Origin of the sequence: Halomonas sp. I5-271120, assembly GCF_030553075.1 — a bacterium.
In the GTDB taxonomy this organism is placed as follows: domain Bacteria; phylum Pseudomonadota; class Gammaproteobacteria; order Pseudomonadales; family Halomonadaceae; genus Onishia; species Onishia taeanensis_A.
Genome location: NZ_CP130701.1, coordinates 2,276,015 through 2,290,656, shown reverse-complemented (window position 1 = coordinate 2,290,656; position 14,642 = coordinate 2,276,015). Strand labels below are relative to the sequence as shown.

At 59.9% G+C, this 14,642-nt stretch carries 10 protein-coding genes and 1 tRNA gene; 5 read left to right on the top strand and 6 right to left on the bottom strand.

The window, feature by feature from the left end:
- Nucleotides 1-99: 99 nt before the first annotated feature.
- The 4 genes from Q2K57_RS10255 to Q2K57_RS10240 all read right to left on the bottom strand — a co-directional run bounded on the left by Q2K57_RS10255 (nucleotide 100) and on the right by Q2K57_RS10240 (nucleotide 6,473).
- The gene (locus Q2K57_RS10255; RefSeq protein ID WP_112055128.1) at nucleotides 100-1,857 is read right to left on the bottom strand and encodes a methyl-accepting chemotaxis protein; all 1,758 of its coding nucleotides are present in this window, start codon (nucleotides 1,855-1,857) and stop codon (nucleotides 100-102) included.
- Nucleotides 1,858-2,144: 287 nt separating this feature from the next.
- Entirely contained in the window at nucleotides 2,145-3,899 is a 1,755-nt protein-coding gene (locus Q2K57_RS10250; protein ID WP_112055127.1) for a methyl-accepting chemotaxis protein, read from the bottom strand.
- 1,061 nt (nucleotides 3,900-4,960) lie between these two features.
- Nucleotides 4,961-5,842, bottom strand: coding sequence for a hypothetical protein (locus Q2K57_RS10245; RefSeq protein WP_146742483.1), 882 nt, complete (start codon nucleotides 5,840-5,842; stop codon nucleotides 4,961-4,963).
- A gap of 544 nt (nucleotides 5,843-6,386) precedes the next feature.
- Nucleotides 6,387-6,473: transfer RNA gene (locus Q2K57_RS10240), tRNA-Leu, on the bottom strand.
- 157 nt (nucleotides 6,474-6,630) lie between these two features.
- Here Q2K57_RS10240 and queA point away from each other — a divergent pair.
- From queA to secF, 5 genes are all read left to right on the top strand, one after another.
- Nucleotides 6,631-7,689, top strand: coding sequence for a tRNA preQ1(34) S-adenosylmethionine ribosyltransferase-isomerase QueA (queA, locus tag Q2K57_RS10235; RefSeq protein ID WP_112055126.1), 1,059 nt, complete (start codon nucleotides 6,631-6,633; stop codon nucleotides 7,687-7,689).
- 156 nt (nucleotides 7,690-7,845) lie between these two features.
- Nucleotides 7,846-8,991 (top strand): tRNA guanosine(34) transglycosylase Tgt, encoded by a 1,146-nt coding sequence (gene tgt / locus Q2K57_RS10230; protein ID WP_369700256.1) that lies wholly within the window; start codon nucleotides 7,846-7,848, stop codon nucleotides 8,989-8,991.
- A gap of 100 nt (nucleotides 8,992-9,091) precedes the next feature.
- Nucleotides 9,092-9,421 (top strand): preprotein translocase subunit YajC, encoded by a 330-nt coding sequence (gene yajC, locus Q2K57_RS10225; RefSeq protein WP_112055124.1) that lies wholly within the window; start codon nucleotides 9,092-9,094, stop codon nucleotides 9,419-9,421.
- 118 nt (nucleotides 9,422-9,539) lie between these two features.
- Nucleotides 9,540-11,387 carry a protein translocase subunit SecD gene (gene secD / locus Q2K57_RS10220; RefSeq protein ID WP_112055123.1) on the top strand — a complete coding sequence of 616 codons (1,848 nt, stop codon included), beginning with the start codon at nucleotides 9,540-9,542 and terminating at the stop codon, nucleotides 11,385-11,387.
- Between the two features lie 11 nt (nucleotides 11,388-11,398).
- On the top strand, nucleotides 11,399-12,307 hold the full coding sequence (gene secF, locus Q2K57_RS10215; RefSeq protein ID WP_369700255.1) for a protein translocase subunit SecF: 909 nt from the start codon (nucleotides 11,399-11,401) through the stop codon (nucleotides 12,305-12,307).
- Nucleotides 12,308-12,464: 157 nt separating this feature from the next.
- Here the strand turns inward: secF and Q2K57_RS10210 are convergent, their stop codons facing one another.
- Nucleotides 12,465-13,355, bottom strand: coding sequence for an NAD(P)-dependent oxidoreductase (locus Q2K57_RS10210; RefSeq protein ID WP_112055121.1), 891 nt, complete (start codon nucleotides 13,353-13,355; stop codon nucleotides 12,465-12,467).
- Between the two features lie 423 nt (nucleotides 13,356-13,778).
- Nucleotides 13,779-14,576 (bottom strand): inositol monophosphatase family protein, encoded by a 798-nt coding sequence (locus Q2K57_RS10205; RefSeq protein WP_112055120.1) that lies wholly within the window; start codon nucleotides 14,574-14,576, stop codon nucleotides 13,779-13,781.
- Nucleotides 14,577-14,642: the final 66 nt, after the last annotated feature.

Sequence of the window (14,642 nt, the reverse complement as noted above, 5' to 3'; positions counted from 1 at the left end):
CCCCTCCTTTCCCCCGGTCTGTCTTTCTTCTCGCTTGCAGCGCAAAGCTGGCCCGCCACCGAGACGATGGCGGGCCTGGCGATCAGAAGCTTTCCGTCCTTAGAAGGCCTCCCACTCCTCCTCGTTGCGAACCGCCGACTTGGGACGAGTCGTAGCCGATGCATGCGAGGATGCGCCGGACGCCGAGGGCAGCGAAGGGGCCTTTTCCTCCCCGCGGGGGAGCGGCTGGGCGTTATCATCGCCCAGCTCGAAGGAGCCGAGCAGGCGCTGCAGCTGTTCGGCCTGATCGCGCATCTTGCTCGCCGTGGTGGTCGACTGCTGGACCATGGCGGCATTCTGCTGGGTCATGGTGTCCATCTCGGTGACGGCCGTGTTGACCTGACCGATGCCGGAACTCTGCTCCTTGGCGCCGGCCGTGATCTCTCCGATCACGTCCGTCACCTTGGCCACGCTCGCGGCGATCTCCTGCATGGTCGTACCCGCATCGCGCACCAGCTTGGCACCCGATTCGGTATGCGCGGCAGAGGTATCGATCAGCGCGCGAATCTCTTTTGAGGCATCGCTTGAACGCTGCGCCAGAGTCCGCACTTCTTCGGCTACCACAGCGAAGCCACGACCGTGCTCACCGGCGCGGGCGGCCTCTACCGAGGCATTGAGTGCCAGGATATTGGTCTGGAAGGCGATCGAATCGATCATGGTGACGATGTCGCTGACCTTGCTGGACGAATCATTGATATCCGCCATAGTGCGTTCGACATCCTGCATGGCCGACTCGCCGCGGCGCGCTACCTCACCGGTGCCCAGCACCAGCTGGTTGGCCTGCTGGGCAGACTGAGCGCTGTGATCCACGGTGGAGGTAATTTCTTCCATCGACGACGAGGTCTGCTGCAGGTTGGCGGCCGCCTGCTCGGTGCGGGTGGCCAGCTCCTGGCTGCTCTGTTCCATGTCGCTCGCAGCGTCACGCACGTGGCTGGTGGTGCTGCGCACCTCACGCAGGGTGTCCTGCATGCGGGACACGAAGAGATTAAAGCCCTCGGCCAGTTGGCCGACCTCGTCGTGAGTCGAGACGTTCAGGCGCTGGGTCAGATCGCCCTTGCCGCTGGCGATGTTGCTCATCGTCTGGGCCGCGGAGCGGATCGGCTGCAGCGTGCGTTTGACCACCCAACCTGCCACCAGCGCGACGCCGATAAACAGCGCCAGCGCCATCAGCAGAGAACTGATGATCGAATTCCGCAGATTGTCGTTGGCCGTCGCCTGGGCATCGGCCATGGCCTCTTCCACGTCCACCGCATAGACACCGGCGCCCAGCATCCACCCCCATTTATCCAGCCCTACCGAATAGGAGTATTTGTCCTCTTCCTGTTTGGTCGTGGGGTGCGGCCATGGATATTCATGAAAGCCACCGCCGGCCTTGGCGTTCTCGATCAGTGTGCGAATCATGTAGCCACCGTCAGGGCCCTGCAGGTCAATCAGGTTCTTGCCCTCGAGATCGCGATTGATATGGGCAACGGTGGTGCCGTCGTAACGAAACACAAAGATGTAGTTATCGCCGTCGAAGCGAATCGACCGCAGGATCTCTGCCGCACGCGCCTTGGCGTCCTCGTCATTGGGCCCCGCCTTGTCATAGATAGGGGCGATGGCGCTCTTGGCCGCCAGCACCACATCCTTTACCGCCTCCTGGCGCCCTTTCAGCAGCTCTTCACGCTGCTGCGCCAGGTTGTCATGGGAAGACTGAATTCGTTGATAGGTACTCATGCCCACCAAGGTGAGCGTGATCAGCAACAGCGGTACCAGCACCAGCGTCATCACCTTGGTCTGCAGGTTCCACCGGCTTGGACGAGAGTGTTGTGTCGTCATGGATACTTCCCTGAAGTGGTTTGCGAAGCGCGTAATCACTATCGATATCGGCATTACTATCCATATCGGCCTGCTCGGAAAGCGACTTGAGATAGCCAAGACTAAAGGAGGAAGGGGAAAGCGGTTCTGGAGAGCTCTTCAGAACAAGACATAGCCAGACAAGAAAAAGCCAGACAAGAAAAAGCCGGCTGATCATTCGATCAGCCGGCTTCATGTATTGCGCTTTAGCGAGTTGCTCGCTTGCTGTTCAGGCTGGCCCGCCACCTAGACGATGACGGGCCTGGCGATCAGAACGCTTCCCACTCTTCCTCGTTGCGAGCCGACGACTTGCCACGCGTCGTCGCCGGTGCACGCGAAGACGCACCAGAGGCCGAGGGCAGCGAGGGCGTCTCAGAGCGGTAAGAGGAATCAACGTCGCCGTCACCCAGCACGAAGGAGCCGAGCAGGCGCTGCAGCTGTTCGGCCTGGTCGCGCATCTGGCTGGCGGTGGTGGTCGACTGCTGAACCATGGCCGCATTCTGCTGGGTCATGGTGTCCATCTCGGTGACGGCCGTATTGACCTGACCGATACCGGTGCTCTGTTCCTTGGCGCCGGCCGAGATCTCACCGATCACATCCGTCACCTTGGCCACGCTTTCGGCGATCTCCTGCATGGTGGCACCCGCATTGCGCACCAGCTCAGCGCCCGATTTGGTGTGCTCAGCAGAGGTATCGATCAGCGCACGAATCTCCTTCGACGCGTCACTGGAGCGACTCGCCAAGGTGCGCACTTCCTCGGCCACCACCGCGAAGCCACGACCGTGTTCACCGGCGCGTGCGGCCTCTACCGAGGCGTTGAGCGCCAAAATATTGGTCTGGAAGGCAATCGAGTCGATCATGGTGACGATGTCGCTGACCTTGCTGGACGAGTCGTGGATGTCCGACATGGTGCGCTCGACTTGCTGCATGGCCGACTCGCCGCGGCGTGCCACCTCACCGGTGCTGAGCACCAGCTGATTGGCCTGCTGGGCAGACTGGGAACTGTGGTCCACGGTGGAAGTGATCTCTTCCATCGAGGCCGACGTCTGCTGCAGGTTGGCGGCCGCCTGCTCGGTGCGGGTGGCCAGCTCCTGGCTGCCCTGCTCCATTTCGGTTGCGGCGTCACGCACGTGGCTGGTGCTGATGCGCACTTCACGCAGGGTGTCCTGCATGCGCGAGACGAACACATTGAAGCCGTCGGCCAACTGGCCAACCTCGTCGCGGGTCGAGACGTTCATTCGCTGAGTCAGGTCCCCCTGACCGCTGGCAATGCTACTCATCGCCTCGGCGGCGGAACGAATCGGCTGCAGAGTGCGCTTGACTAACCAACCCGCCACCACCGCAACGACGATAAACAGCGCCAACGCCGTCAGCAGCGAGCTGATGATTGAATCCCGCAGGTTTTCGTTGGCGGTCGCCTGGGCTTCGGCCATGACTTCTTCCACATCCACCGCATAGACGCCGGCGCCCAGCATCCAGCCCCACTTTTCCAGTGGCGCGGCGTAGGAGTACTTGGCCTCGTCCTTTCGCGTTTCAGGGTGCGGCCAGGAGTACTGATAGAAGCCACCGCCTTCTTGCGCCGTTTCGATCAGGCCTCGCACCAGGTATTTGCCATTGGCATCCTGGAGCCCAATCATGTTGGTGCCTTCCTTGTCGCGCGCATGCGGCAGCACCACGTTGGTGCCATCGTACTGATAGACAAAGATATAGTTCTTGCCATCGAAGCGAATCGACCGCAGCACCTCAGCCGCGCGGGCCTTGGCTTCTGCGTCGTTGGGACCCGCCTTGTCATAGATGGGAGCGATGGCGCTCTTGGCAGCCAGCACCACATCTTTCACTGCCTGCTCGCGGCTTGCCAACAGCTCCTCGCGCTGATGCGCCAGGTTTTCGTGGGAAGACTGAATGCTCTGGTAGGACTTCATCCCCACCAGGATGAGAGTGACCAGCAATATCGGAACCAGCACCAGCGTCATGGTTTTGGTCTGTAGATTCCACCAGCTTACCCTAGCTTTTTGTGTTGTCATGAATGACTTTTCCGTAGTGGTTTGCGAAGCGCGTGATGGGACCTATATCGGCTAGCACACTAAGCAACTTGATATGACATAGACTAAAGGTGTAGGCGAAAGACGCTACCTGAGACAGGACCGCACACGACGCTCGGCACTGCCAGGCATCGCATATGGCTGGCCGAACGGGTAGCAAAAAGCCATCACCGGAGCGAGGGAGGCACTGGATTGATCAATTCGGGGGGGACTGAGGCCATCAAGACTCGGAGGGAGGAAGTGAGTGCTTGATGTTGTGGTGCCGGCGGTCGGACTCGAACCGACACACTGTATCCAGCGGCGGATTTTGAATTTTGCCAGAACCTGCTCAAAGCAGCATATTAGCCGCAAGTTCAATCGATTACAGATCACCACATGCTTACTTAAAGCCACTTTGGCACATTGCCCTAGACAAAAATCAGGCAACAGCCCCTACTGTGCGCCCTTGTGCTACATTAGCTTACGTCTATAAAGCTTCTGGATGATCACGGATGATCAAACGTACCCTGCTACTAGCTATGGCACTTCTGCCCCTTTCCGCTCACGCCCAGGTCTACAAGTGCGAGGTGGACGGCTCAACAGCTTACCAGGATACCCCATGCACTGATGGTGAGGTCTTCATTACTCGTGACACGCTAACCTCTTTAGAAGCTCAGGCTCACGTCCGCTCCGATCCCTCTCCTGCTCGCCAGCCTATCCGTCGCCCCTCAAGCCAGCCTAGCCAACAACCCTCTAGCCAGTCTCCAAGCACTAGCTCATATCGATCTGAGCTCGAAGATAGGAATGCTCGAGTGAAAGCAGGTATTCGAGGAGAGATCGTAGAGGGTATGACCAAAGGCCAACTCTATATGATGTTAGGTGAGCCTGACCATGAAAGAAAGTACACACGTTCTGATGGAATGAGGTGTCAATACTGGACCTGGTCCGAACCCAGATTCGTACGTGAAGATATTTATCAAGCTACTATTTGCAATGGAAAAGTCATAACACACAACTAAAGAAAGGCGGCAGAAACAAGCCGCCAAAAATAATTACCAAGGAGGTTAATATCCATTATTCTCTGTGTACCTACTAACTACATTTATAGCTTTATCCACATCCCATGGCGCAACACTAATATCAACACTCCCATTTTTTTCAATCAAATCAGTACTAATCCCTTTGCTCACCAACTCCTGTTCTAAAACAAGCGCCTCACTTAAATCTGTGGTCGTCAACAAAAGATCCCCACCTTTACCCATTTTTTTCATTACCAGATGACCACCAAATCCGTGTCCACTCTTTCCATAACCTCTTTCTATATCATTAACTCTTGCTCCTAGAGATCTCAAACCTGATGACACCTCTTTCATAGATTCGTATACATCTGCAACTAGAGAAGCGCCATCAAGCCCAGAAAGATCTATATCCTTCAACGCATTTTCAATAATATTCTCTTTTGCCTTAGATATAACAGGATTATAAGCATTTGACTCAACCCCATCTTTACTGCCCAAAAGCCCTTTAAGCTTCTGACTTAAATCAAGGCCACCTTGCATATCATCAGAATAAAAAATTGTCCTCTGATCGTACATATCAAATGGAAGGTCCGTACCATTCTCACAGATCAGTATTACAGGCTTTCCTGTCGAGTGCCGAATGCCCAGCTCGTACATAACATTCGAATTAAGACCAGTTAGATTAACAATAACTAAATCATCATCTATTAAGTGTTCAATAACTCTTTGCGATATTGATCCTTGCTCGGACTCTTGGTGAGAGGCAACGCACTTATACCCATAACTCTCAACAACAGGCTTTACAACTGAATCAATCAGTCCATCAGTTGCTCTTCTTATTTTTGATCCATGTGGACCGATGGGAGTAACAAAAAATGCTTTTTTTAATATTTCACTTTCTTTACTTTTACTTTCTTTAACTGCCATCCCTGCCCCCATTTACAAACTCATAATAAATTTATATATCACCTACCTCACCCTAACCCCACCTATCCACAACCCTCTTGGCTAGTCGGTAGCCGTTCCCGTTGGCTTAAACGCTTTACGCGCCTTCTCTATCTCTGGGCTTACCTGCCCCGCTTCTTCGATCACTAGCCCCTCTTCCATACGTCATGGCTGCCTGCCACCGTCGCTTGTGCGACGGCTTCTCCCTGCGCTCAACCTTGCGGCGAACCTGCTTTGGCTTGCCGACCGGATGCAGGGCGACTGTATATGGACTTGTACTGATTCAAGCCTATCACAGCAAAATGAGAGCGGGTGCCGCGAAGGTCGGGGAACATGAAACTGCACCGAGCGCCCGTCAGGCGGGCACGGATAGCACGTGTAGAGCGTCTCGCTGCCAATCATGGCGGCAAGAAAAAATGCGCATGGGAAATACACAGGCACCGAGATTCGGTGGCAGGCTGTAGATACTTACGAGGGTGCTGAGGGCATCAAGACTCGAGGGGAGAGAAGTGAGTGCTTGATGTTATGGTGCCGGCGGTCGGACTCGAACCGACACACTGTCTCCAGCGGCGGATTTTGAATCCGCTGCGTCTACCAATTCCGCCACGCCGGCAGCGGGGACGCATTATACGGCAGACGCCCCACAGGTCAATCATAAACGCATCGCAAGCGACTGACTTCACTGGCGGGAACGGGTATCCTAGGCGCCTTGTCCGAATGGCCCAGTGCCATTACTGCACCGCTTTTGCTAGCCCGAGTCGATATCTCCCATGCAGCGCGCCGATTTCCATTACGAGCTCCCCGACGAGCTGATTGCCCGTTATCCCTCCGAGCGTCGCAGTGACTGCCGTCTGTTGTGCGTCGATGGCGCCTCGGAGGCGCTTGACCACCGCCGCTTCCCGGACCTGCTCGAGATCCTCGAGCCGGGCGATCTGCTGGTATTCAACGACACCCGGGTGATCCCGGCCCGCCTGCACGGCCAGAAAGCCAGCGGTGGGCGCGTCGAGATGCTGCTCGAGCGGCCGCTGGATGCCCACCGTGGCCTGGCGCACATTCGCGCCAGCAAGTCGCCGAAGCCGGGCACCGAACTGATCTTCGAGGGCGACGTGCGGGCGGTGGTGGAAGGCCGTCAGGATGCGCTGTTCGAGCTGCGCTTTCTCGGCGAAACGCCGCTGATCGCGCTGCTCGAGGCCCACGGCCACATGCCGTTGCCGCCCTACATCACCCGCGAGGATGAACTGGCCGACCGCGAGCGCTACCAGACCGTCTACGCGCGCCGCGACGGTGCGGTAGCCGCCCCCACCGCCGGCCTGCACTTCGATGAGCCGATGATGGCGGCGCTTGCGGAGAAAGGCATCGAGAGCGCCTTCGTCACCCTGCATGTGGGCGCCGGCACCTTCCAGCCGGTGCGCGCCGACGACATCCGCGACCACCACATGCACAGCGAGTGGATCGAGGTCGACGAGGCCGCCTGCGCCAAGGTTCGCGAGGCCAAGGCGCGGGGCAACCGGGTGGTGGCGGTGGGCACCACCGGCGTGCGCTGCCTGGAATCGGCCTGCATGAAGAGCCCGGGAGATAACAAAGAGGCAGGCGAGATCGCGCCCTACAGCGGCGAGACCGACATCTTCATCTACCCAGGCTATGAATGGCGCTGCGTCGATGCGCTGGTCACCAACTTCCACCTGCCGGAGTCGACGCTGATGATGCTGGTGGCCTCCTTCGCGGGCTTCGAGCCGGTGATGAACGCCTACCGGGCCGCGGTCGAGGAGCGCTACGCCTTCTTCAGCTATGGCGACGCCATGTTCCTGACCCGCGCCGACGCCACCTAGCGACGTTCGACAGTCGATATCCGGCAGGCAATATCCAAATACCCCCGTTAGCCAGGGCCCGGCGCGTCGGGCCACCCTTCTTTTGGCGCTCTCATGACGGACGGGCCATGCTTGTCACCCGCCCCTTGTCGAGAGCCTTGATACGAGACAGCCTTCATGCGTAACGAATGCTTCATGACCTTCGAGCGCCTGGCCACCGATGGCCGGGCCCGCCGCGGCCGCCTAAGTTTCCCCCGCGGCACCGTGGAAACCCCGGCCTTTATGCCGGTCGGCACCTACGGCACCGTCAAGGGCATGACGCCCCAGTCGGTCGAGGAGATCGGCGCCGAGATCATTCTCGGCAATACCTTCCACCTGTGGCTGCGCCCGGGCACCGAGGTCATCGAAGCACACGGCGACCTGCATGACTTCGCCCACTGGAACAAGCCGATCCTCACCGACTCCGGCGGCTTCCAGGTCTTCTCGCTCGGCAAGACGCGCAAGATCACCGAGGAAGGGGTGCACTTCCGCTCGCCGGTCGACGGTTCCAAGGTCTTCATGGGGCCGGAAGAATCGATGGCGGTGCAGCGCTCGCTGGGCTCGGACGTGGTGATGATCTTCGATGAGTGCACGCCCTACCCGGCTACTCATGATGAAGCCAAGCGCTCGATGGAAATGTCGCTGCGCTGGGCCAAGCGCTCCCGCGATGCGCATGGCGACTCGCCGTCGGCGCTGTTCGGCATCATTCAGGGCGGCATGTACGCGGACCTGCGTGAGGCGTCGCTCAAGGGTCTGGATGAGATCGGCTTCGATGGCTACGCGATCGGTGGGCTTTCCGTGGGCGAGCCCAAGGAAGAGATGATCAAGGTGCTCGACTACCTGCCCGAGTGGATGCCGGCCGACAAGCCGCGCTATCTGATGGGTGTGGGCAAGCCGGAAGACCTGGTCGAAGGCGTGCGTCGCGGCGTCGACATGTTCGACTGCGTGATGCCGACCCGCAATGGTCGCAACGGCCACCTGTTCACCTTCGAAGGCACGATCAAGATCCGCAACGCCCGGCACCGTTACGACACGGCGCCGCTGGAAGCCGACTGCGACTGCTACACTTGCCAGCACTTCTCGCGGGCCTATCTGCATCATCTGGATCGCTGCAGCGAGATGCTCGGCTCGATGCTCAACACCATCCACAATCTTCGCCACTACCAGCGCCTGATGGCCGGTTTGCGCGGTGCCATCGAAGCGGGTACATTGGCGAACTTTGTAGAAGCATACTATGGTCGTCGCGGAATGCCGGTTCCACTGCTGGAACCAAACCCCGAATAACGGGGTCGCAAGCCCGTCTACACCGAATCTGACGACCGGGTGATGGCCTCATCACCCGGTCATTATTGACCCTAGAAACCCTCTCAGGAGAACCAAACCCATGCTGGACTTCTTCATTTCCCCGGCACACGCTGAAGGCGGCGCGGCCGCGGGCGGCGGTATCGCCCAAATCGTTATGCTGGGCGGCTTCGTGCTGATCTTCTACTTCCTGCTGTGGCGTCCTCAGGCCAAGCGGGCCAAGCAGCACAAGCAGCTTATCGGCGGCCTGTCCAAGGGCGACGAAGTGGTCATCGGCGGCGGCATGCTGGGCCGGATCACCAAGGTGACCGACGAGTTCATCTCTATGGAAATCGCCGAAGGCACCGAGATCAACGTGCAGAAGAACGCCGTTGCCTCTGTCCTGCCCAAGGGCACCATCAAGTCAATCTGATCTCGCACCCCGGCACCGCCGGCGGGCAGGCCCGCGCCCGCCCGTTGGCGGTGCGCTGGTGGCGACCCCCTCTTTCGCTCTCGCGATGTCGCCATGTTAGCTACAAGGCAGGGCCTGCATGCTTAACCGTTACCCCCTATGGAAGTATCTGCTGATACTTCTTGTCCTCGCCGTCGGCCTGGTCTATTCGCTGCCCAACCTCTTCCCCGCGGACCCCGCGGTGCAGATCAGCCCAGCCAGTGGCGGCGAAAACCTCAGCGAGTCTCAGCTGGAGCGGGTTCAGTCCGCCCTGGCCGATGCCGACATTCCTCTCAAGTCCACCGAACGCGATACCAATAGCGTCCTGCTGCGCCTCGATAGTGCATCTGATCAGATGCGCGCCCGTGGCGTGGTCGATGGCCTGCTCGACGACAACCATGTCGTCGCCGTGAACCTTGCCGAGTCGACGCCGTCCTGGCTCAAGGACCTGGCCGCCTCGCCGATGACCCTGGGCCTGGATCTGCGCGGTGGCGTGCACTTCCTGCTCGAGGTCGACATGGACGCCGCGGTGACCCAGCGCCTCGAGGTCAACGCCAGCGCCATGCGCGAGACACTGCGCAGCGAACGCATCCGCTACCGCAACACCGACATCAGCGGCCGCACGGTGAGCATGGACTTCATGAACGCCGAGGATCGTGATCAGGCCAGAAACCTGATCAGTCGCGACTTCCCGGACTTCCAGTACGCGGACACCGAGGCGGACCGTGGCGCGACCCTGACCATGACGCTCAGCGATCAGGCGGTCGACGAAATCCAGGACTACGCGATCAATCAGAACCTGACCACCCTGCGCAACCGCGTCAACGAGCTGGGCGTGGCCGAGCCGCTGGTGCAGCGCCAAGGCCCCAATCGCATCGTGGTCGAGCTGCCGGGCGTGCAGGACACCGCCGCCGCCAAGCGCGTGGTAGGTGCCACCGCCAACCTGGAGTTCCGCCTCGAGGCCCGCCCGGACACCCCGGATCAGGAAACCGAGACCGTCGAGTTCCGCTCTAGCCCGCGCACCGCCGAGCTGATGCGCGACGTGATCATCACCGGCGACAGCGTCTCGAGCGCCACGCGCAGCTTCGATGAGAACGGCCGCCCGCAGGTCAACATCGATCTGGACGGCACCGGCGGCACCCTGATGAACCGGGCGACCCGCTCCAACATCGGCCGCAACATGGCCGTGGTATTCATCGAGCACAAGACCAACGACCGCACCGTGATGCAGGACGGCGAGCCGGTGGTAGTGCGCGACCCTTATACCGAGCGCGGCATCATCAGTCTTGCCACCATCCAGAGCGCCCTGGGCAACAGTTTCCGCATCACCGGGCTTGAATCGCCCACCGAAGCGGCCGAGCTGTCGCTGCTGCTGCGCTCAGGCTCGCTGGCCGCACCGATCTACTTCGTGCAGGAACGCACCATCGGCCCAAGCCTCGGGCAGGACAACATCGATCGCGGCATTCTCTCGGTGCAGATTGGTCTGCTGCTGGTGGTGGCCTTCATGCTGGTGCGCTACAAGGCCTTCGGTGTGATCGCCAACGTGGCGCTGGGCATCAACCTGGTGCTGGTGATCGCCGCCATGTCGATGCTCGGCGCTACCCTGACGCTACCCGGCATCGCTGGTATCGTGCTGACCCTCGGCATGGCCGTGGACGCCAACGTGCTGATATTCGAGCGCATACGCGAGGAGTTGCGAACCGGGCTCTCGGTGCAGCAGGCGATCCACGCCGGCTATGAGCGTGCCTTCACCTCGATCGTCGACGCCAACCTGACCACCCTGCTGGTAGCGCTGATCCTGTTCTCGATCGGCACCGGCCCGGTCAAAGGCTTCGCCGTAACCCTGTCGCTGGGCATCCTGACCTCGATGTTCACCGCCCTGATGGTGACCCGCGCCATGGTCAATCTGACCGTCGGCGGCAAGCCACTCAAGAAACTCTGGATATGAGGAGCCTAGCGATGCGACAGTTCGATTTCATGGGCAAGCGCCGCCTGGCCTTCACTACCTCGGCGGTGATGCTGCTGATCGCCCTGGTGTCTCTGGCGGTGCAGCAACTGAGCCTGGGGCTCGACTTCACTGGCGGCACCCTCGTCGAGGTCAGCTATCACACGGCGCCGTCGCTTGACACCGTGCGACAGGCACTGGAGGCCGCCGGCTTCCAGGATATCTCGGTGCAGACCTTCGGCACCGCCGACGAGATCCTGATCCGCCTGCAGCAGGCCTTCGACCCCGATGTCGGCCAGCAGGTCACTGACCTGCTGCGCGCCAGCGGCGATCAGGTCTCGCTGGTGCGGGCCGAATTCGTCGGCGCCCAGGTCGGCGAGCAGCTGCGCGACCAGAGCGGCCTCGGCATGCTGGTAGCGCTGGGCATGGTGATGCTCTACGTGGCCTTCCGTTTCCAGTACAAGTTCGCCGTCGGCGCGATTGTAGCGCTGATTCACGACGTGATCCTGGTGCTTGGCGCCTTCTCGCTGTTCCGGATCGAGTTCGACCTGACGGTGCTGGCTGCGGTGCTGGCGGTGATCGGCTACTCGCTGAACGACACCATCATCGTCTACGACCGGATCCGCGAGAACATCCGTCTTTCGCGTATCGATGACATGTCGGCCATCTTCAACGACGCCATCAACCAGACCCTGAGCCGTACCCTTGCGACATCGGGTACCACGGTGCTGGTGCTGCTGGCCCTGCTGGTACTGGGCGGCGACATGATCCACAACTTCGCCGTGGCGCTGCTGATCGGCGTCGGTGTGGGTACCTTCTCGTCAATCTACGTCGCCTCGGCGCTGCTGCTGCCGCTCAAGCTGCAGCGCACCGACCTGATTCCAGCGCCGAAGGAAAACGAGGACGCAGAGGAGCTGCCTTAATAGGCACCCTACTCTGACGCGCCCCCGTCGTTTCACTGACGGACTCTCACGCCCCCGCTCATCGAGCGGGGGCGTTTTTTTGGTGTGAGGCGATGCGCAACGTCAACGACGTTTCGTAAAACGCCTGGAACGATTGCTGATCCAGTTACTGATCCAGTTACTGACCCAGTTCGTCTCGCCAGGAGTAGCGCGGCGCGAAGCCGACCAGACGACGGGCTTTTTCGATGCAGTAAAAGGTCTCGAATTCGCCCATTTCACGCCTGACCGGCACGTCAGAATAGAAGCGCTCGATCACCTGAGCCGTGGTCAACCCCACCGACATATCGTTATTGGCGACGTTGAACACCTGGTACCCCAGGCCATCCGTTTTCAGGCAGCAATCGACCATCTGCCCCAGGTCCCGGGCGTCGATATAGGCAAAGATGTTGCGACGACGCAGCGCCGGGTTGTCCATATAGGCCGGGAAATGCTGGCGGTACTCGTGGGGCTCGATGACGTTGTTGATGCGCAGACCGTAGATATCGATGCCTGAGCGTTCATGGAAGGAGCGCGCCGTCACCTCGTTGACCACCTTGCTCATGGCGTAGCTATCCTGGGGCACTGTGGGATGGTCTTCATCCACAGGCAGATAGTCCGGTTTCTTCTCGCCATCGGCGAAGCAGACGCCGTAAGTGGTCTCGCTGGAGGCGAAGATAACCTTGGGAATGCCTAGCTTAGTGGCGGCATCCAGCACGTTGTAGGTGCTCAAGGTGTTGATGCGGTAGGTCTCGTTGTCCGGCCGGTGCAGTATGGCGGGTATGGCCCCGAAGTGAACAATGGCATCGTAACGCGGCACGCCGGTGCCCGGTTCCAGCTCGTCGATCCCGGCGTAGGCCTGGCAGGCATTGAACACCTGACCGGCGTCGGTCAGGTCCACCTTGAGGGTGGTAATGCCGGGCACATCGGACGCCATCCAATCCAGGTTGGTGACTCTGTGCCCCTGATCGCGAAGATAGGCCGTGGCATGGCGACCCGCCTTTCCGCTGCCGCCAGTGAACAGAAGACGCATATGGATTCCTTAGTCGGTGGAACGAAAAGCTTAATGCAATAAGATGACCCCGCTCATCCTAGCAACAACCCGCTATCCGCGCCGACAAGCAGCCACGCCCTTCTTGATCGACTGCCATTCAGTCGTGGCCTTTCAGTCATCGCCTTTCAGCCGAGGACACTCAATCAAGGCCATTCAATCGAGGCCATTCGATCGAGGCCATTCGATCGAGGCCATTAGCAGTCTTTTGATAGTCAGGCTGACTGCCTTGTGAAGGCGTGATGGCAGGCATAAAAAAACCCCACACGCCTGAGCATGTGGGGTTTCATCTGTGTCTTTCTAACTCTTTCTATCGCTATCGATGCAGGCCTTGCGCCAATCGATGCATGCATTGCACCAATGACAGCGCGCCAATGACGAGCCGTCAATCAAGAGGCGGGGCACTCAGACCATATGCGGCTTGAGCTGCTGCATCATCGCCTTGTAGAGGCGCGGACCGGCGGCCATCAGCTGGCCTTCGATCTCGACGCTGGGGCCGCCGTCCGGGGTGCCCATCAGAGCGCCGGTTTCCTTGAGAAGCAGCGTGCCGACCAGTTTGTCCTGCTCCTCGAGGCCGAGCACGAAGGCCGCATCGCAGCGACCGCTGGCCAGTTCGGCCAGGTCGAGCAGGCCGCTGCCGGTGGCGATCTGCGTTTCGACCTGCGGGCCGAGCTGCTGCACCAGTGTCAGGTAGGTCGGCAGGTGACGCGGGCGCAGCCACATCTCAGGCAGCCCCATCGCCAGACGCGAGCCGGCAATGGCCGTGGTCTTCGGCACGCGAATGCGCTTGCCGTTACGCTGGGCGCCACGACCGCGGCTGGCCAGGAATTCGGTATCGGCGAACGGGCAGATCACAATGGCGTGTTCGGGACGACCCTTGACCAGGCACACCAGCGACAGGGCAAAGCCGCTGCCGGCAACGCTCAAGTTGGAATAGCCGTGGAAGGGTTCGATCTTCCAGTGATGATCGCCGCCTTCGCCCTGACCCTCACGGTAGGGAATGTAGCGACCGGAAACGCCGTGCTCGGGATAACCGCGGGACAGCTGGTTGGCCACCAGCGTCTCGACGTTGCGGCCGGCGTCTTCGAGCAGGCGGTCGAGATTGTGTTCATCATGAGAGTTTTCGATGCGCTCACGAATGCGCACGAACTGTTCGGCGGCACTACGCATGGCGCGCAGACCGAATTGGACCATCGGATGCATGATCGGGCCTTCGAGGAGTCGGGTACTGTTAAAGAACGGTGACGCAAATCGGGGCGTATACTAGCA